Genomic DNA, 16,511 nt, shown 5'->3' with positions numbered 1-16,511 from the left:
GCGAGCGCCGATACGGTGCCGTGAAACGACTGTCGAACCGCGCTCGGGTCGCGGCGAGCGCACCGTCCGACGCCTCTCGGTGACCAACGCTTATGCCGTCGGGTCTTGAGTCGGCGGATATGGCACCGGAAATCACGAAGATCGAGAGCACGGAGTTCTCCTACACGCTCGACGACGTCGGGACGGACGAGCACGGCTTCAACCTCGTCTACGAGCCCGGCGAGAGCACGGAGCGCAAACTGTTCGCGGTGAAGGTCCACACGGACGAGGGCATCACGGGCGAGTACGTCGGCGGGAACTCGCCGGGCGCCGCTCAGTACAACCTCGTCGCGAACTACCTCGTCGGGAAGAACCCGCTCGAGCGCGAGAAGCACTGGTCGGAGCTGAAGCGCGCGCTCCGCAAGTACGACCGCATGGGCATCGGCCCGATGGACATCGCGCTCTGGGACTTCGCCGGGAAGTACTACGACGCGCCGATCCACGAGCTCCTCGGGACGTACCGGACGAAGGTGCCCGCCTACGCCTCGACCTATCACGGCGACGAGAACGGCGGCCTCGACTCCCCCGAAGCGTTCGCCGAGTTCGCCGAGGAGTGTGCGGACATGGGCTACGAGGGCTTCAAGATCCACGGCTGGGGCGGCGGCGACCACGCCCGCGACCTCCAGCGAGAGATCGACGCCGTGCGCGCCGTCGGGGACGCCGTCGGCGACCGCATGGACCTCATGCACGACCCCGCCTGCGAACTCGAGACGTTCGCGGACGCCCTCAAGCTCGGGCGCGCGCTCGACGACGCGGGCTTCTACTGGTACGAGGACCCGTTCCGCGACGCGGGCATCAGCCAGCACGCCCACCGGAAGCTCCGGCAGAAGCTCGACACGCCCATCCTCCAGACCGAGCACATCCGCGGCCTGGAGATCAAGTCCGACTTCGCGGCGAGCGAGTCCACGGACTTCCTCCGCGCGGACCCCGAGTACGACGGCGGCATCACGGGCGCGATGAAGGTCGCGAACGTCGCCGAGGGCTTCGGTATCGACGTCGAGTTCCACGCGCCCGGGCCCGCCCAGCGCCAGTGCATCGCCGCGACGCGCAACACGAACTACTACGAGATGGCGCTCGTCCACCCGGAGGCCGCGAACACGACGCCGCCGGTCTACGAGGAGTACGACGACCAGCTCGACTCCATCGACTCCGAGGGCATGATCGAGATTCCGGACGGCCCCGGCCTCGGCGTCACCTACGACTGGGACTACATCGAGGCCAACACCACTGGGAGCGTCCACACCTACGAGTAACGCGGCTCGCGCTCTGCTCGCGGCCCGCTCGCGCCTCACTCCCGGACGGCGTCCGCGAGCGCGACGAACGACTCGACGGCCGCGTCCGGGTCGCCCGACGGCGCGAACTCGCCGGAGACGACGCCGTCGTAGCCCGCCTCATCGAGCGCGCCGAGGACGTGTGCGTAGTCGAGTTCGCCCGTCCCGGGCTCGTGGCGCCCCGGCACGTCCGCGACGTGGACGTGGCCGACGAGGTCGCCGTGCTCCGTCAGTGTTTGTGTGACGTTCCCCTCCGTTATCTGCTGGTGGTAGACGTCGTAGAGGAGTTTCACGTTCGGCGAATCGACGGCCGCGACGATCTCGAAGCCACGGTCGCTCGTTCGCACGAAATAGCCGGGGTGGTCGACGCGCGCGTTCAGCGGCTCGAGCACCACCGTCACGTCGTGTGCCTCCGCAGTGGGCGCCACCTCGCGGAGGACGCGCACGACGGCGTTCTGCTGGGCGGCCGCCGAGAGCGTGTCGACGCGCTGGCCGACCGTCGTGATGACCGCGGACGCGCCGAGGTCGGCGGCGGTCTCGACGGAGCGTTCGAGGTCCGCGACCGCCCGTTCGCGGTCCTCGGGATAGCTGAGTGCGGGGCGTTCGGTGCTGTCGATGTTCGCGCCCGCGCCCGCCGCGAGGACGCCGCTCACTGCGACGCCGCTCGCCTCGGCGGTCTCCCGGACGGCGTCGATGTCGGCGGCCTCCCAGTCGAAGAACTCGACGGCGTCCGCGCCCGCCGCCGCCGCGCGCTCGATGCCCTCGCGGAGGCCACAGTCGTAGACCATCGGCACCGTGACGCCGACGTCGAAGCTCACCGCTCGACCTCCAGTTTCCCGTCAGCGTCGACCGCCTCGGTGACGGCGAGCGTCGTCGCGAACGTCCCCATCGCGTCCGTGTAGGGCGAGCGACACAGCGAGGCGTCGCCCGCCGCGACGGCGTCGACGAACGCGCCCACCTCCGTGTGGTGGCCGTCGTTCTCGCCCTCGAAGCGGACGTCCTCGCCGTCGACGACGCCCTCGCAGACGTTCTCGTGGACGCGCAGGTCGAGGTGGACGCCGTCGCCGACGAGCGTCACGCCGACGTCGCCCGACGGCGAGGCCGACGACGTCGTCACCTGACTCGGAAGGCCGTCCTCGTGGTGGAGCGTCGCCGCGACGGCGTCCGGGAAGTCGAGGGCGTCCTCGCGCACCCGCAGGTCGCCCTCGGCGGCGACGCGCGCGACGTCCCCGCCGAAATACCGCACGAGGTCGAAGACGTGCGTGGACTGCTCGACGACCTGCCCGCCCGAGCGCTCGCGACGCCGCCACCAGTGGCCTTCGGTCCCCGGGACGCCGCCGACCCACTGGCCGTAGACGGTGGCGAGCGTCCGGTCGGCGACGAGGTCGCGCGCGTGCTCGACGCACTCGAGGTAGCGGAAGTGGTGGCCGACCTGCGTGATGACGTCCGCGTCCCGGAGGGCGGTCTCGACCTCGCGGGCGTACTCGCGGCCGAGCGCGAGCGGCTTCTCCACGAAGAGGTGGACGCCCTCCTCGATGGCGCGCAGTTCCTGGCCCTCGTGGGCGAACGGCGGCACGCAGACGAACACCGCCTCGAAGCCGCCCACGTCGAAGAGCGCCTCCCAGTCGTAGTAGGCGTCGGCGTCGTGGGTCGCCGCCCACTCGTCGGCCGCCGACTCGTCGATGTCGCAGACCGCGACGACGTTCGCCCGGTCGGTCCCCGTGAGGTGCTTGAGGTGCTTGCTCGCGATGCCGCCCGCGCCGACGAACGCGACGTCAACTGTCATCATCGACCACACAGGGTGTGGTGTGTTGTAGCTACGGGTGGCGGAAAACGCGCGCCCCGCTCAGAACGTGAGCCCGACGTCCGCGACGGTCTCCGCGAGGATGTCGGCACAGCGCTTCCAGTAGTGTGGGGTGTGGCCGGCGTTATGAGGGGTGACGAGACAGTTGGAGAGGCCCCAGAGTGGGTGGTCGGCGGGGAGTGGTTCGGGGTCGGTGACGTCGAGGGCGGCGCTCCGGATGTCGTTGCCCCTGAGCGCGGCGACGAGGGCGTCGGTGTCGACGACGGGGCCGCGGGCGACGTTGACGAGCATCGCGTCGGTCGGCATGGTGAGGAAGGCCTCCTCGCCGACGAGACCTTCGGTGGTGTCGGTGAGCGGACACGCGAGCACCAGGTAGTCCGAGCGGCCGAACGCGTCGAAGAGCGCCTCGTCGTCGAAGCCGACGACTTCGTCGGCGTTCCCGCCCTTTTCGGGGGTGTAGCGGACGCCGATGGTTTCGACGCCGAAGTCCCGGAAGCGGGCGACGATCTCCTCGCCGATGGGGCCCATGCCGACGACGGTGGCGGTCGAGCGCCGGAGTTCGCCGCCCTGGAAGTGATTCCACTCGGCGCGCTCGGTCTGCTCCCACGCCCGCTGGAGGTTCCGGACGTCCGCGAGCACGTAGCCGAGCACCTGCTCGGCGATGTTCGGCCCGTGCACGCCGGAGGCGTTCGCGACGGCGACGCCCGCGTCCTCCAAGGCCTCCAGCGGCAGGTGCCCCGTCCCGGCGAACGTACAGACGAACGCCTCGAGGGTGTCGGATTTTTCGACGAGGGCGGGGTCGATCTGGAAGCCGGTCGCGACGCTCGCCTCCATGAGGAGTTCGCGCTCCTCGGCGGGCGTCCGTGCGAACTCGACGTCCGCGTCCGGGAGGACGTCGCGTATCTCGGCGGCGTAGTCCGCCGGGTCGAGGCCGTGGATCTTCTGTCGGAGGACGACGACGTCGGTCATCGCGTCGTGCTACCTCCGCCCGCCCAATAAAGCACGACGGTACCGGTAGTGACTCCGCCGACTCGCGGCGCCTACTCCCGGACGCGGACGTTCCCCATCATCCCTGCCGGGAGGTGCGGGATGCAGAAGTAGTGGTACCACCCCGGCACCTCGAAGGTGTGCGCGTAGCGCTCGCCGGGCGCGATGGCGCCCCCGCCGTTCGCCTCCTCGATGAACGAGCGCGTCGCCGCGACCTCGTTCGCGAAGTCGCCCGAGGAGAAAAAGGAGGCGCCCTCCGGGAGGAACGACGGGTGGGAGTGCCCGCCGTCGTCGGGGATGCCGAGGAGGGCCTCGACCTCGCCGTGGCGCTGCGTCGCCGCCGTCACCGTGTGATTGCGCGCGCCCGTGTTCTCCCAGACGACCTCGTCGCCGACCGACACCTCGAGCGTCGGGACGTCGCGGGGCACCCAACTCGGGGCGTCGTCGGGCACCGCGACGGTCGACTGCGGGACGAAGCCGTCCGAGACCATCGCGACGTCGTAGGCGTCCGCCGACCCCCGGCCGAGACAGCCGGCGACGGCCGTGCCCAGCGTCGCCGCGCCGCCCGCGAGGAACGCGCGCCGATTCATGCACGACCCTTGGGGTGACGCCGGACAAGTATTGTGCGGTCTCCCCGTCGAGGACCGCGAACCTGCAGGCATTTATAGCGGGTGTCCCTACCCCGGCGTATGGACACGTCGACGACGGGCGCGTCGGCCGCTTCCCTGCCGCGACGCGTCGGTGGCGTCTTCGTCCGTCACGCGCGCGGGTTCGCCGCGCTCACGCTCGCGGTGACCTTCCTGCTCGTCCTCCTCGGGGAGTACACCGCCGCCGCCGGCGCCGGCGCGACCTGCAACAACACCTACCCGGGCTGTGCCGGCCAGTTCTCGCCCGCCGGCCTCTCGGTCCCGCAGTTCATCGAGTGGTTCCACCGCCTCGTCGCGATGGGCGTCGGCTACCTCATCGTCGGGAACGCCGTCCTCCTCTGGTGGACGCACAAGAAGAGCCGCGTCTCCCGGAGCGCCGGCCTCGCCGCGCTCCTCCTCCCCGTGCAGGTGGCGTTCGGCGCGCTCACCGTCACCGTCGCCGGCCTCTTCCCCGGGGGGTATGCGCCCCCGACCCAGCTCGTCCACCTCACCACCGCGCTCGCCATCTTCGTCGCGCTCGTCGCCGCCTACGTCTGGCTCGACGCCGCCGAGGGGAGGGGTGCGACGCCGACGCGCCTGCGCTACGCCGCTACGGGCGGGCTCCTCCTCCCGCTCGCGCAGACCGTCTTCGCGCGCGACCTCTTCCTCACCTTCTGGCCGGCCGTCCAGACCGCCTACCACTTCTTCGGCCTGCTCGGCCTCGCCGTCCTCCTCGCGCTCGCGCTCTGGGCGCGCGACCTCGAACGCGTCGACGTCGGGATTCTCGCGGCGCTCGGCGCGCTCTGCACGCTCCTCAACAGCTACCTCGTCGCGGGGCTCTTCGTCGTCACCGCGCGCGTCGAGGCCTTCACGTACGTCCTGCTCGTCGCGCAGGTCGCCCTCTTCTGTCTGCTCGCCGTCGCCGCACGCCGCGTGCGGACGTAAAAGTAAGAAGAGTGTTACTCGCTCGCCGCGACGGGCTCCGCGAACGCCACCGTCTCCTTCACGTCCGTCACCTCGACGTTCAACTGGTCGCCCGGTTCGGTGCCGGGGACGATGACGATGAAGCCGCGCTCGACCTTCGCGATGCCGTCGCCCTGGTCGCCGAGCGTGTCGATGGTGACGGTGCGGATGTCGCCCTCGTCGACCGGCGGGCGCTGGGTCTGCTGACTCGACGACGCCGTCGACGTGCTCTCGGTGTCTCGCTCGGCCGTCGCGGACCGCGAGTTCGCGCTCGCGCTCCCGGTCGTGTTCGCAGTCGCGCTCGACGCGCCCTCGTCGTCGGCGGCGAGGAGTGCGACGCGGTAGGCGTCGCCCGGCGACAGCGTTCCGTTCTCGACGAGTTCGTGCGGAATCTGGACGTGGTACTGGTCGCCGTCGGACTCGATGGACGTCTCGAACAGCAGGCGAAGCGAATCAGATATCTCAGCCATTACCTCCGCGTACGGCCCGCCACGCTAAAACCTGCGGGGATTCCGCTCAGTCGTCCGCGCGCGCCTCGAAAACGAACGTCGTCTCCGCGTCCACCGCGTCGCCGTCAGCGGCTTCGACGCGAAGCGTGACGTCGCGCGTGCTCCCGCAGCCACAGCTCACGAACTCCGCCCACTCGTCGCCGACCGCGACGGGCCCCTCGTGCGCCCGCGTGAGGTAGCGCCGATACGACGGGGCATCGAGCTCTTCTGCGGTCCGCTCGTCCGCCGGCGCGAACGACACGACGAGCTCGTCGGCCCGAGTCCGGGTCTCGCTCATGTCGAGCCGTAGGCGTCGAAGCCGAAAATAGCTGTCCGTGGGCGAGTCGGGTATTGTCCGCACTGAACACGCAACGGACCCGAAAGCGGGTCGGCGAGACTCCTGTACCGATATACGCGACAGCGATTGTCGGCTTCGAGCACGGCTACCTCGTGCTTTTCCCTCCGCGACGACTACGGGGCGCACTATGCGTACGGCGAGACAGCCTGCCGACGGCCGGACCGACGACCCGGGGGTGCGTTCGGCGTGAGCGGCGCCGCGACGCCGCTCCTCCTCGGCGCGAGTGAGCTCTTCCCGCGCGGCGTCCTCCCCTACCTCCTCGGCGGCGTGCTCGTGGGCGTCGGAACCGCAGTCATCTACCTCGGCACCGGCATCCACGCGGGCGCGAGCACGTTCCTCGAATCCACGCTCTCCTACGTCTCGGACGTCGAGCGCTTCCAGCGGTACACCGGCTCGCGGCGCTGGCGCCTGCTCTTCACCGCCGGCATCGTCAGCGGCGCCGCCGTCTACGCGCTCCTCACGCAGTCCGCGCCGTGGACGACGGACGTCCAGTGGTGGCGCCTCCTCGGCGGCGGCCTCCTGGTGGGCGTCGGCACCCGCCTCGGGAAGGGCTGTACGAGCGGGCACGGCATCTGCGGCGTCGGCTCGCTCTCCGAGACGTCGCTCGCGAACGTCGCGACGTTCCTCGCCGTCGCAATCGGCACCGCGCAACTCGTCGCCGCGCTCGGGGTGAGCCCCTGATGAGCGACGACGGACGCGGTCCCGCGTTCGGCGCCGTCGTCTACCTCGGCGGCCTCGTCTTCGGCGTCGGCCTCGCCGTCAGCGGGATGGCGAAGCCCGAAGTCGTCCTCGACTTCCTCCAGCTCGAGGACCTCGGCCTCCTCTTCGTCATGGGCGGCGCCGCCGTCGTCGCCGGCACGGCCGTCTTCCTCGCGACGCGCTCCGGGCGGCGCGCGCCGCTCACCGGCCGCGCGTACGGCCGCCGCCTGAAGTCGATGGACAGCAGCGTCCTGCTCGGCGGCGCGGTGTTCGGCGTCGGCTGGGGGGTGTCGGGAATCTGCCCGGGCGCCGCCTACGCCAGCGTCGGCATCGGCAACCTCCCCATCCTCTGGGCGATTACGGGCATGTTCCTCGGCGCCTACGCGCAGGGCTACGTCCGCAGTCGCCTCGCGGGCGCGTGAGCGCCGGCGTCACTTCTTAGCGTCCGCCCGCCGTCGGTCACGCCATGCCCGAGACGGAACTCGACCCGACGGTGCTCGCCCGGCGCATCCACGCCGGTGACGCGCCGTTCGTCCTCGACGTCCGCGCGGAACCGGAGCACGAGGCGTGGCACATCCCCGGGAGCGTGAACGTCCCGATCTACGAGGACCTCCTCGAGCGCGACTTCGGCTCGCTCGCCGAACACCTCGACGACCTCCCGGACAGCCGCGACATCGTCGTCGTCTGCGGCGCCGGCGTCACGTCCGCGCGCGCCGCGCGTTTCCTCCGCGAGCGCGGCTACGACGCGTTCTCCGTCGCGGACGGGATGCGCGGCTGGGCGCGCGTCCACCTCGACGAACCCGTCGAGGGCGTCCCGGGCGTCGTCCGCGTCGTCCGCCCCGGGACGGGCTGTCTCTCCTACCTCGTCGGCGACGGCGAGCGCGCGCTCGTCGTCGACCCCAGCCAGTACGCGGGCGAGTACCGCCGCCTCGAAGACGAGTACGCCCTCGAGGTCGTCGGCGTCCTCGACACGCACCTCCACGCCGACCACGTCTCGGGCGCGCGCCGACTCGCCGACGCCCTCGACGTCCCGCACTACCGGCATCCGGCGGACGTCGCGGCGACCGAGGACGGCGTCACGCCGCTCGCGGACGGCGAGACGCTCGCGGCGGGCGAGCGCACGGTCGGCGTCCTGCACACGCCCGGCCACACCGAGGGGAGCGTCGCGCTCGACCTCGGCGGGGCGCTCTGCACGGGCGACGCGCTCTTCCTCGGGAGCGTCGGCCGCCCCGACCTCGCGGACGCCGACGACGAGGCCGTCCGCGTGGCCGCCCACCGGCTCTACGAGAGCCTCGACCGGCTCCTCGACTACCCGGACGAGACGGTCGTCCTCCCCGGCCACGCCGCCGACGGCGCCACCTCGCCGCTCGCGGCGTCGCTCGGCCGCCTCCGCGAGTCCGAGGCGAACGCCTTACTCGCGCACGTCGTCGCCGGCGACGAGCGCGCGTTCGTCGACGCCGTGCGCGACGGCCTCGGCGAGGAACCCGCGAACTTCGAGCGCATCAAGGAGATAAACCGGGGCGCGACGCCCGGTATCGACGTCGAGGACCTCGAACTCGGCCCGAACAACTGCGCGATAGAGTGAGCCGGCGCCGTCGAACCGCGCTCGCTCGGGCCGTTCTCACCCCGGCGCGGCCGGTCGATGAGAACCAGCTACCGGCCACCACAGCCACTCCAGCGGCCTCCGTGGGGTGGATGTTTTTTGTCCGTGATAGACGTCCCGTCGCGTGTATGCACCCCGCCCTCCGATACGTCGCGTCGCTGTGCGTCGCGCTGATACTCACCCTCTCCATCGCGGCTTCCACGACGGCGAACCGCTTCCTCGTGGCCTCGTTGCTCCCGCTCTACTGGACCGTCGCCTCGCTGACGCTCGCGCACCGGCACGCGCTCTTCTCCCTCTCCCGTGACGCCGCCCCCGCACGGAAGCGTGGCGCACTCGTCGGTGGCGTCGGCGCACTCACCGGCGGGTTCCTCCTGCAGACCTCGATCCCGGCCGGCGCCGCTGGCCTCGGGCTGCTCCTCCTCGGGACCGTCAGCACCGCCGCCGACGTCGACGACCGGTGACCGACTGCACCGGTGGACTATCCGGCGTCCGCGAGGCGCTCGCCGACCTCGAGGCCGGAGCGGAGCGCGACGTGGACGCGCGCCGCCCCGCCCACCCAGTCGCCCACCGGGTAGAGCCCCGCGACCTCGGCACGACGGCGGACGTCGGCGTCGAGTCCGGCGTCCGGGAGCGCGTAGCGCCACCCCTGGTGGTCCGTCCAGTCCGGATCGCGCAGGCGCTCGTCGTCGAGGAGGTCGGCGGCGACGTCCGCGAGCGCCGCGACGTTCGCGTCCGGGTCGGCGTCGTAGTGCGCGCGCGACCACTCGTCGTTCGCCTGCACGACGAGGAGGGATTCCCCGTCGGGAACGTGTCCGGGCTTGCACGCCTCGCGCGCCACCCACCCCACCTCGTGGTCCCGCTCCGGGTTCACGAGCGCGTAGTACGGCTTCGAGAGCGCGAACGGGTAGTGGAGGACCGCCGTCCAGATGGTGCGATACGGGACGGCCGCGGCCGCGTCCCGGAGCGCCCCGCGCACCGGCGCGTCCCAGTCGGCGTCGGCGAGCAACTCGGCGCTCTGCGGCGCCGGCGGGTTCAGTACGACGGCGTCGAACGGCCCGTGTGACGCGCCGTCGGCGTCGACGAGCGTCCACGACTCCCCCTGCTTCCGTATCGTCTCGACGCGCGTCTCGCGCTCGACCGTCGCGTCCGTCTCCGCGAAGAGGCGTTTCGCCAGCTGGGTGATCCCCCGTCGATACGTCCACTTCGGGCCGCTCGGCGGGCGACCCTCGCTCACCTTCCCGTCCCCGTCGAACGTGTAGATGGGGTCGGTGACGTCCACGAGGCCGTCCGCGTCGAGGGCCTCCGTGAGCAGGTCGTTCACGCGCTCGTCCTCGCTCCGGACGTAGTTCGCGCCGTAGTCGTACGTACAGCCGTCGCGCCGGCGGGTGGCGGCGCGCCCGCAGACGCCGCGCGACTTCTCGAGGACCGTCACGTCCGCGTCCGGGCGCCGCCGTGCGAGTTCGTACGCCGCGCCGGCCGCCCCCGCGCCCGCGCCGACGATGCCGATGTGCGTCATACGCCGCCTTCTCGCGGGTGCGTGAAAGCCCTACTGCCGCCGTCGCCGACGCACGAGCGCGCACCGCTACACGTCGCCGTCGCGGACGCGCCGGCGCACCTCGGCGGCGCGCTCGCGTATCTCCCCGAGGGCGTCGGCCTCGCGCTTGTCGTCGAGGTGCGCGTAGACGAGCCCCATCCGGTGGTTCGAGCGCAACTCGGACTCGTGCTCGGCGAGGAAGTCCCAGTAGAGCGCGTTGAACGGGCAGGCGTCGTCGCCGACGGTCGCGTCCGGGTCGTACGGACAGCCGGCGCAGTGGTCGCTCATCCGGTCGATGTAGTTCGCGGAGGCCGCGTACGGCTTCGTCGCGAAGCGGTCGCCCGCGTACTGCCCCATCTCGACGGTGTTCGGCGTCGACACCCAGTGATACCCATCTATGAACGCGACGTGGAACCACCGGTTGAGTTCGTGCGGGTCGACGCCGTAGAGTAAGCCGAAGTTCGAGAGCACCATCAGGCGCTGGATGTGGTGGGCGTACCCCCGCTTTCGGACGCCGTCCACTGCGGCGTCGAGACACGCCATCTCCGTCTCTCCATCCCAGTAGACGCTCGGAAGCGAGCGCGTCGCGTCGAGGCGATTCGCCTCGCCGAGCTCGGGCATCCCGCGCCGGTAGACGTGGCGGACGAACTCGCGCCACCCGATGACCTGCCGGACGAAGCCCTCGACGCTCGAGAGGGGGACGTCGCCGCGCGCCTCGTAGGCGTCGATGGCGGCCTCGACGACCTCGCGGGGGTGGAGGAGGCCGAGGTTCAGCGCGGGCGAGAGGAGGGCGTGGTCGAGCGCCCACTCGTCGTCGACCATCGCGTCCTCGTACGGGCCGAAGTCGCGGAGGCGGTGCTCGCAGAAGTCCGCGAGCGCGTCGAGCGCGTCCGCGCGCGTCACCGGCCACCCGAACGCCTCGGGGTCGGCCCAGCTCTCCGCGTCCGCCCACTCCCGCTGGACCTTCCGCGTCGTCTCGTCCGGCTCGTACCGGGGCACCTCGGGGGGTTCGTAGTCGTCGGGCGGCGTCTCGCGGTTCTCCTCGTCGTAGTTCCACGCGCCGCCCACCGGGTCGCCGTCGGCCATCAGGTAGCCCGTCTCGCGGCGCATATATCTATAAAAGTCCTCGTGGCGGAGGCGATTCCCCTCCAGCCAGTCGTCGAACTCGTCGGGCGTGCAGAGGAACGTCTCGTTCGTGACGACGTCGAGCGTCCCGCCGCGCTCGGTGACGAGGTCGCGCAGGCGCTCGGTGGCGCCGTGACTCGACGGCCGCATCACCGTGAGCGAATCATCGGGGTGGGCGTCGAAGTGCGCGTCGAGGCCGTCGGCGAACGAGTCGACGGCGTGGTAGTCGACGTCGCGACCCGCCTCCCGTAGCTCGTCGCGGAAGTGGCGCATCGCCGACGAAACGAGGACGCGCTTGTGCGGGTGGTAGGGGTGGCGCGTCGCGAACGCGCGCGCCTCGATCACGAGGGCGCGCTCGTCGGGCGCGTCCGCGAGCGGGCCGACCCGGTCGGTGAGCTGGTCGCCGAGGACGAGGACGGTCACGTCCCCGGCATCGACGCCGACCGGTATGGTGGTTGCGGCCCGCGCTCAGAGCTCGGCGAGCACGTCCTCGAGGAGGCGGCGCGCGACCGCCGTGTTCAGCGGGTCGTTCTCGTCGCCGCAGTTCGCGTCCATCACGCAGCAGGGACAGCCCCCGACGCCGCAGTCGCAGGCGGCGATGCGTTCGCGCGCCCGCGCGCCGACGGCGTCGAGTTGTTCGAAGAGCGCCTTCGAGAACCCCACGCCGCCCGCGACGCCGTCGTAGACGAAGAGCGTCGCGCCGCCCGTCTCCGGGTGCTCGCGGACGGAGAGCCCACCGAGGTCGTCCGCCGAGAGCTTCAGCTCGAGCGGCGCGAGCGTGATGAGCGCGTGCTCGGCGGCGTGGATGCCCCCCATGTACTCGCGCTCGGCGTCGCCGGGCGCGAACTCGCGGGCGTCAGCGTCGTCGTCGCTCTCCAGCCAGTCGCCGACGAGGCGGGTCGCGGCGCCGTCCGGGAGCTCGAGCCAGCAGAGCTGCGTCTGGAGGCTGAGCGGGCCGAGCCCCGTGGGTTGGGGCGGCTCGACGAGGTCGCCGCTCTGGACCTCGCGGCGCGCGTACTCCGCGTAGTGGACGTCGACGACGCCCTCGCCCCAGCAGAGCGCGTACTCGCCCAGACGCCGGCGCTCGCGCTCCTCGAGGTCGTGGATGCGCGTCGTCGAGCGCGTCTCCGTGTACTCCTCGACGGCCACCTCCTCGACGGTGACGTGCGGGCTCGCGGTGTCCTCCGCGAACGCGGTCACCTCGTAGGTCCGGCCGTCGTGGAGGAAGAGCGCCCCCTCGTGGTACTCCCGGTAGGCGCGCTCGCGGTCCACCGGCTCGTGGTCGATGTCGCCGTTCGCACAGCGGACGTCGAAGCTGACCTCGGAGCTGTTGTACATCGAGATGCCGGACTGCGGGCGGGGCGCGCCGTCGTAGCGCACGCCCCGGTCCAGGTCGCCGACGAGGTCGCCGGCGCGCCGCCACATCTCCACCGCGCGCACCATGCGGTCGTCGGCCGCGCCCGCGACGGCCGCGCCCCCGAACCACCGCTCGTCCGCGTGCGTGAGCGGGAGCTCGGAGGCCGCACAGCGGAGGTGGCGCGCGTACACCGGGTCGTTCGAGAGGTCGACGACGGCGTCCTCGACCGGGTCCGAGAGGAGGTAGTCGGGAGTGTCGATGACGTACTGGTCGATGGCGTCCGAGCGCGCGACCAGCACGCCGAGCGCGTCGCTCGCGCCGCGCCCCGCGCGCCCGAGCTGCTGCCAGAACGACTGTCTGGTGCCCGGGTAGCCCGTGAGGAGCGCGGCGTCCACGCTCCCGACGTCGATGCCGAGCTCGAGAGCGTTCGTCGAGACGACGCCGTCCAACTGCCCGCTCTTCAGGCGGTACTCGATGCCGCGCCGCGTCTCCGTCCCGAGGCCGGCGTGATAGGGCTCGACGTCGAGATAGCCCGACTCGGGGTGGTCGCTCGCCGCGCGACCCGCGCGCTTCGCGCCGACCTCAGCGCCCTGCCGCGAGCGCGTGAACGCGAGCGTCTGCACGCCGTGCAGGCCGAGGTGCGCGAGCAGGTCTGCGGCCTCCTCGCCCGCCGACGCCGCCGCCGCCACGTACGCCTCGTAGCCCGCGTCGGCGTCGAGGCCGTCCGTCTCGCGCGGCGGGTTCCAGAAGACGATATCGCGTCTGCCGCGCGGCGAGCCGTCGTCGTCGATCACCGTCGTCGGCTCCCCCGTCAGCGCCGCCGCGTGCTCCGCCGGGTTCCCGACGGTCGCCGTCGTGCAGACGATCTGCGGGTCGCTCCCGTAGTGCGCGAGCACGCGCCGGAGGCGGCGGATCGTCCACGCGACGTGCATCCCGTGGACGCCGACGTACGTGTGGCTCTCGTCGACCACGAGCAGCTCGCAGTTCCCGTGGAACTCCCGCCAGCGCGCGTGGTCTTCGAGGTAGACGTTCACGCCGCTGAAGTTCGTGAGGACCACGTTCGCTTCCTCCCTGTACTCCTTTCGTACCTCGCTCGGCGTGTCCCCGTCGTACACCGCCACGCGGACGTCGAGGCCGAGGTCGTCGTAGAGGTCGTTCAATGCCCGCTCCTGGTCGCGCGCGAGCGCCTTCGTCGGGTAGACGAGGAGCGCGCGCGTCGACTCGTCGGCGAGGTAGTTGCGCGCGATTTCGAGCGCGTAGACGAGCGTCTTCCCGGAGGAGGTCGAGGTGGCGACCGTGACGTTCTCGTCCCGGTCGAGCGCGTCCAACGCGGCGGCCTGATGCGTGTAGGGGTCGACGTCGAGGCGCGCGGCGAGGGCCGGGTCCAGCGCCTCGCTCGCCGGCACCGTCTCCGCGTCGCGCGTCTCCTGCGTCGCGACGGCGGCTATCTGCCCGTCGTAGTCGGGGTAGGTCGATTCGAGGTCGTGGCCCGTCAGGGGCGTCTCGCGCTGTGGTGTCTCGGACATGCGTGGCTACCAGTCGGTGAGCGAGCGCTGGACGGTGTCGTCGGTCGTCTCTCGGTCGGCCGCTCGCAGGCGCTCGTAGACGAACGCGAGCGCGCGGACGTCGTCCTCGCAGTAGGCGCGATGCGCCGCCCAGTCGAGTTCCGTCTCGTCACTTCGTGCCGCCATCCAGCGCCGGTACTGTCGGGCGACCGTCGCCCCCGAGAGGCCGGTGTCGTCGCCGTCCCACCCGAGCGCGCCCGCGACGTCCGCGAGCGCGTTCGTGCGTCCCGGGAGGACGGCGTTTCCCTCGCGTACCGCCCACGCGTAGGGGTCGAACGTGTACGCGGCCTCCCAGTCCGCGAGGAACTCGGGGGCGTGCGCGCGGAGGTGCTCGCGAAGCACGTCGAAGTCGAAGCGCCGGCCGTTGTAGGCGACGAGCGGCCGGCCGTCCCCCTCGGCGACGTACCACGCCATGAACGCCGTGAGCGCCCCGGCGGGGTCCTCGGGGTCGCGCTGGACGAAGTCCCGGTATTCGTCGCTCGCCGCGTCGTAGACGCCGATCAGCCAGACGATGCTGGGGTCGAGGCCGTCCGTCTCGATGTCCACGTGGATGGGCTCCCGCGACGGGAACGCCGCGTCGTCGCTGTCGGCGGGGCGGACGACGCGGCCCTCGGCGAACGCCTCCGCGCTGCGCGCGATGGACTCGGCTGTGCTCGCGCCGATGCCGTCGACGGCTTCGAGGTCGTCGCTCGTCGCGTCCGCGACGGCCGCGCGCGTCCGATAGCCCGCGTCGCGGAGCCGTCGTGCCCGCGAGCGCCCGACCCCGGAGAGCGCGCGCAGGCCGAGCTTCCCCGGGTCGAGCGTGCGCGTGGAGACGACGCCGTCCGCGCGCAGCGTCAGACACGGGAGCGGCGTGCCGGGGTCGTCGAGGTCGCCGCCGCCCCCGCGCACGCGGAGGCCGCCCCACTCGTGGGCGTAGCCGCTCGGGAGGCCGGTCGAGACGTGCGTGTACGACCCCGGGGCGTCCGCGAGCGCGCGCTCGTAGGCGTCGCGGCCGACGAGCCGCGTCTCGAGCGCGGTCAGCGACGTCTCCAGCGAGAGCAGGTCGGTGAGGACGTACGTCTCCGTCGCCGCGTCGAGTTCGCCCTCGCTTTCGCGGGCCGCGAGGCCGGCGAGCGCGTCCGCGTCGCCCGCGACGGCCACCTGCACGCCGCCGACCTCGCGGACGGTGAGGCCGGTGGCGCGCGCCGGCTGGAGCGTCGGCAGGTCGGCGTCGAGCTGTTGGGCGAGCACGCTCGGCGCGCGCGGGTCGTCGCCGACGAGCAGGACCGCGTCCGGCTCGAAGTACGCGACGGCGTCCCGGACGCGCTCGCGGCCACCGTCGAGGACGAAGCCCGAGTCGAGCGCGAGCAGGTCGCACGACGCGACGCTCCCGGGCTCTCGCGCATCGCCGCTCGCGGCCGTGGAAGAGGCTGGTGCCATCGCGGTGTCAGCCACGCTTGGGGGTCGCCGAAGAAAACGATTGCCGTCGCCCGCCTCAGGTCTCGAGCGGCGCTTCGAGTCGCACGATGTCGATGACGAGTTCGTCGCCGCTCGCGCCGATCTCGACCACTTCGCCCGCGACGACGAGGCCGGACTTCGGCGTCGGCCCGATGACGATGGGGTCGCCGACCTCGACGTCGGGGACGGACGCCTCGAAGGTGATGCGCGCGCGGCACTCCTCGGGGTCGTTGACGCCGAGGAAGTCGATGCCGTTGACGGTGACGTCGACGCGGTCGTAGTCGCGCGCGAGCGTGAGCGACTCCGCCTCCTCCTCGTCGAAGGACTGCGCGTCCATCGCCTCGTAGGCGCCCGTCGTCGGCTTGTAGCCGCCGCGCGGCCCCGGAATCCCCTCCACGAGGTCGAGGGCTTTCAGCGTCTGCATCTGGTTGCGGATCGTCCCCGGATGCTTGTCGACGGCGTCGGCGAGTTCCTCGCCCGTCATTGGGGACTCCGTCGACTGATAGCCCGATATCAGCGCGCTGAGTATCTCCTGCTGCGAATCCGTCAAATCCATCGATTACTGGTCGGTACTAGCGCCTATTCCCGGATATACGTTTGGATCTTTTTGGATGGACCGGTCGCGGAGTGGACGCGTGCGCAGAACGCGCGC

At 71.7% G+C, this 16,511-nt stretch carries 17 protein-coding genes; 6 read left to right on the top strand and 11 right to left on the bottom strand.

Features of this window, described 5'->3' with window-relative positions:
* Positions 1-119: 119 nt before the first annotated feature.
* On the top strand, positions 120-1,292 hold the full coding sequence (locus tag EFA46_RS12150; RefSeq protein ID WP_123077814.1) for a mandelate racemase family protein: 1,173 nt from the start codon (positions 120-122) through the stop codon (positions 1,290-1,292).
* A gap of 35 nt (positions 1,293-1,327) precedes the next feature.
* On the opposite strand, the gene EFA46_RS12145 is transcribed toward EFA46_RS12150, so the two are convergent.
* The 4 genes from EFA46_RS12145 to EFA46_RS12130 form a co-directional block, all read right to left on the bottom strand.
* On the bottom strand, positions 1,328-2,128 hold the full coding sequence (locus EFA46_RS12145) for a hydroxypyruvate isomerase family protein (RefSeq protein ID WP_255494102.1): 801 nt from the start codon (positions 2,126-2,128) through the stop codon (positions 1,328-1,330).
* The gene (locus tag EFA46_RS12140; RefSeq protein WP_123078430.1) at positions 2,125-3,096 is read right to left on the bottom strand and encodes a Gfo/Idh/MocA family protein; all 972 of its coding nucleotides are present in this window, start codon (positions 3,094-3,096) and stop codon (positions 2,125-2,127) included. Before EFA46_RS12140 ends, EFA46_RS12145 begins: the two co-directional genes overlap by 4 nt.
* A 60-nt stretch (positions 3,097-3,156) precedes the next feature.
* Entirely contained in the window at positions 3,157-4,083 is a 927-nt protein-coding gene (locus tag EFA46_RS12135) for a D-2-hydroxyacid dehydrogenase (RefSeq protein ID WP_123077812.1), read from the bottom strand.
* A 71-nt stretch (positions 4,084-4,154) separates the two neighbouring features.
* Positions 4,155-4,691: a plastocyanin/azurin family copper-binding protein gene (locus EFA46_RS12130; RefSeq protein WP_123077810.1), complete on the bottom strand. Its 537-nt coding sequence runs from the start codon at positions 4,689-4,691 to the stop codon at positions 4,155-4,157.
* A 99-nt stretch (positions 4,692-4,790) separates the two neighbouring features.
* Here EFA46_RS12130 and EFA46_RS12125 point away from each other — a divergent pair, with 99 nt between their 5' ends.
* Positions 4,791-5,672, top strand: a complete 882-nt coding sequence (locus EFA46_RS12125; RefSeq protein WP_176969885.1) for a COX15/CtaA family protein — start codon at positions 4,791-4,793, stop codon at positions 5,670-5,672.
* Between the two features lie 14 nt (positions 5,673-5,686).
* Here EFA46_RS12125 and EFA46_RS12120 read toward each other — a convergent pair whose 3' ends face one another.
* Together EFA46_RS12120 and EFA46_RS12115 are read right to left on the bottom strand one after the other, a co-directional pair.
* Positions 5,687-6,160, bottom strand: coding sequence for a TRAM domain-containing protein (locus EFA46_RS12120; protein ID WP_123077808.1), 474 nt, complete (start codon positions 6,158-6,160; stop codon positions 5,687-5,689).
* 46 nt (positions 6,161-6,206) lie between these two features.
* A complete protein-coding gene (locus EFA46_RS12115) occupies positions 6,207-6,476 on the bottom strand; it encodes a hypothetical protein (protein WP_123077806.1) in 270 nt (89 codons plus the stop codon).
* Positions 6,477-6,722: 246 nt separating this feature from the next.
* Between EFA46_RS12115 and EFA46_RS12110 the strand changes: the two genes are divergently transcribed.
* The 4 genes from EFA46_RS12110 to EFA46_RS12095 all read left to right on the top strand — a co-directional run bounded on the left by EFA46_RS12110 (position 6,723) and on the right by EFA46_RS12095 (position 9,299).
* Positions 6,723-7,217: a YeeE/YedE family protein gene (locus tag EFA46_RS12110; protein WP_123077804.1), complete on the top strand. Its 495-nt coding sequence runs from the start codon at positions 6,723-6,725 to the stop codon at positions 7,215-7,217.
* Complete coding sequence (locus EFA46_RS12105; protein WP_123077802.1) at positions 7,217-7,657, top strand: DUF6691 family protein; 441 nt, start codon at positions 7,217-7,219, stop codon at positions 7,655-7,657. The genes EFA46_RS12110 and EFA46_RS12105 overlap by 1 nt, the downstream gene beginning before the upstream one ends.
* Positions 7,658-7,701: 44 nt before the next feature.
* A complete protein-coding gene (locus EFA46_RS12100; RefSeq protein WP_123077800.1) occupies positions 7,702-8,820 on the top strand; it encodes an MBL fold metallo-hydrolase in 1,119 nt (372 codons plus the stop codon).
* 146 nt (positions 8,821-8,966) lie between these two features.
* On the top strand, positions 8,967-9,299 hold the full coding sequence (locus EFA46_RS12095) for a hypothetical protein (RefSeq protein ID WP_123077798.1): 333 nt from the start codon (positions 8,967-8,969) through the stop codon (positions 9,297-9,299).
* Positions 9,300-9,316: 17 nt separating this feature from the next.
* On the opposite strand, the gene EFA46_RS12090 is transcribed toward EFA46_RS12095, so the two are convergent.
* The 5 genes from EFA46_RS12090 to EFA46_RS12070 all read right to left on the bottom strand — a co-directional run bounded on the left by EFA46_RS12090 (position 9,317) and on the right by EFA46_RS12070 (position 16,415).
* Positions 9,317-10,354, bottom strand: coding sequence for an NAD(P)/FAD-dependent oxidoreductase (locus tag EFA46_RS12090; RefSeq protein WP_123077796.1), 1,038 nt, complete (start codon positions 10,352-10,354; stop codon positions 9,317-9,319).
* Between the two features lie 66 nt (positions 10,355-10,420).
* On the bottom strand, positions 10,421-11,920 hold the full coding sequence (locus tag EFA46_RS12085; RefSeq protein WP_123077794.1) for a cryptochrome/photolyase family protein: 1,500 nt from the start codon (positions 11,918-11,920) through the stop codon (positions 10,421-10,423).
* A gap of 45 nt (positions 11,921-11,965) precedes the next feature.
* On the bottom strand, positions 11,966-14,380 hold the full coding sequence (locus EFA46_RS12080) for a DEAD/DEAH box helicase (protein WP_123077792.1): 2,415 nt from the start codon (positions 14,378-14,380) through the stop codon (positions 11,966-11,968).
* Positions 14,381-14,386: 6 nt separating this feature from the next.
* A complete protein-coding gene (locus EFA46_RS12075) occupies positions 14,387-15,841 on the bottom strand; it encodes a ribonuclease H-like domain-containing protein (RefSeq protein WP_123077790.1) in 1,455 nt (484 codons plus the stop codon).
* A gap of 55 nt (positions 15,842-15,896) precedes the next feature.
* The gene (locus EFA46_RS12070) at positions 15,897-16,415 is read right to left on the bottom strand and encodes an HTH domain-containing protein (RefSeq protein WP_123077788.1); all 519 of its coding nucleotides are present in this window, start codon (positions 16,413-16,415) and stop codon (positions 15,897-15,899) included.
* Between the last annotated feature and the right edge of the window lie 96 nt (positions 16,416-16,511).

It is taken from the genome of Halarchaeum sp. CBA1220, from assembly GCF_003721175.2.
Lineage (GTDB): Archaea > Halobacteriota > Halobacteria > Halobacteriales > Halobacteriaceae > Halarchaeum > Halarchaeum grantii.
Note: the sequence above shows the minus strand (reverse complement) of the source record. Positions and strands in the feature narration are given on the sequence as shown.

Excerpts from the sequence above, each read along its gene's own strand:
- EFA46_RS12150 (WP_123077814.1), top strand. The coding sequence starts at position 120 with ATGGCACCGGAAATCACGAAGATCGAGAGCACGGAGTTCTCCTACACG.
- EFA46_RS12095 (WP_123077798.1), top strand. The coding sequence starts at position 8,967 with ATGCACCCCGCCCTCCGATACGTCGCGTCGCTGTGCGTCGCGCTGATA.
- EFA46_RS12090 (WP_123077796.1), bottom strand. The coding sequence starts at position 10,354 with ATGACGCACATCGGCATCGTCGGCGCGGGCGCGGGGGCGGCCGGCGCG.
- EFA46_RS12075 (WP_123077790.1), bottom strand. The coding sequence starts at position 15,841 with ATGGCACCAGCCTCTTCCACGGCCGCGAGCGGCGATGCGCGAGAGCCC.
- EFA46_RS12100 (WP_123077800.1), top strand. The coding sequence starts at position 7,702 with ATGCCCGAGACGGAACTCGACCCGACGGTGCTCGCCCGGCGCATCCAC.
- EFA46_RS12140 (WP_123078430.1), bottom strand. The coding sequence starts at position 3,096 with ATGACAGTTGACGTCGCGTTCGTCGGCGCGGGCGGCATCGCGAGCAAG.
- EFA46_RS12115 (WP_123077806.1), bottom strand. The coding sequence starts at position 6,476 with ATGAGCGAGACCCGGACTCGGGCCGACGAGCTCGTCGTGTCGTTCGCG.
- EFA46_RS12130 (WP_123077810.1), bottom strand. The coding sequence starts at position 4,691 with ATGAATCGGCGCGCGTTCCTCGCGGGCGGCGCGGCGACGCTGGGCACG.
- EFA46_RS12105 (WP_123077802.1), top strand. The coding sequence starts at position 7,217 with ATGAGCGACGACGGACGCGGTCCCGCGTTCGGCGCCGTCGTCTACCTC.
- EFA46_RS12135 (WP_123077812.1), bottom strand. The coding sequence starts at position 4,083 with ATGACCGACGTCGTCGTCCTCCGACAGAAGATCCACGGCCTCGACCCG.
- EFA46_RS12120 (WP_123077808.1), bottom strand. The coding sequence starts at position 6,160 with ATGGCTGAGATATCTGATTCGCTTCGCCTGCTGTTCGAGACGTCCATC.
- EFA46_RS12070 (WP_123077788.1), bottom strand. The coding sequence starts at position 16,415 with ATGGATTTGACGGATTCGCAGCAGGAGATACTCAGCGCGCTGATATCG.
- EFA46_RS12125 (WP_176969885.1), top strand. The coding sequence starts at position 4,791 with ATGGACACGTCGACGACGGGCGCGTCGGCCGCTTCCCTGCCGCGACGC.
- EFA46_RS12080 (WP_123077792.1), bottom strand. The coding sequence starts at position 14,380 with ATGTCCGAGACACCACAGCGCGAGACGCCCCTGACGGGCCACGACCTC.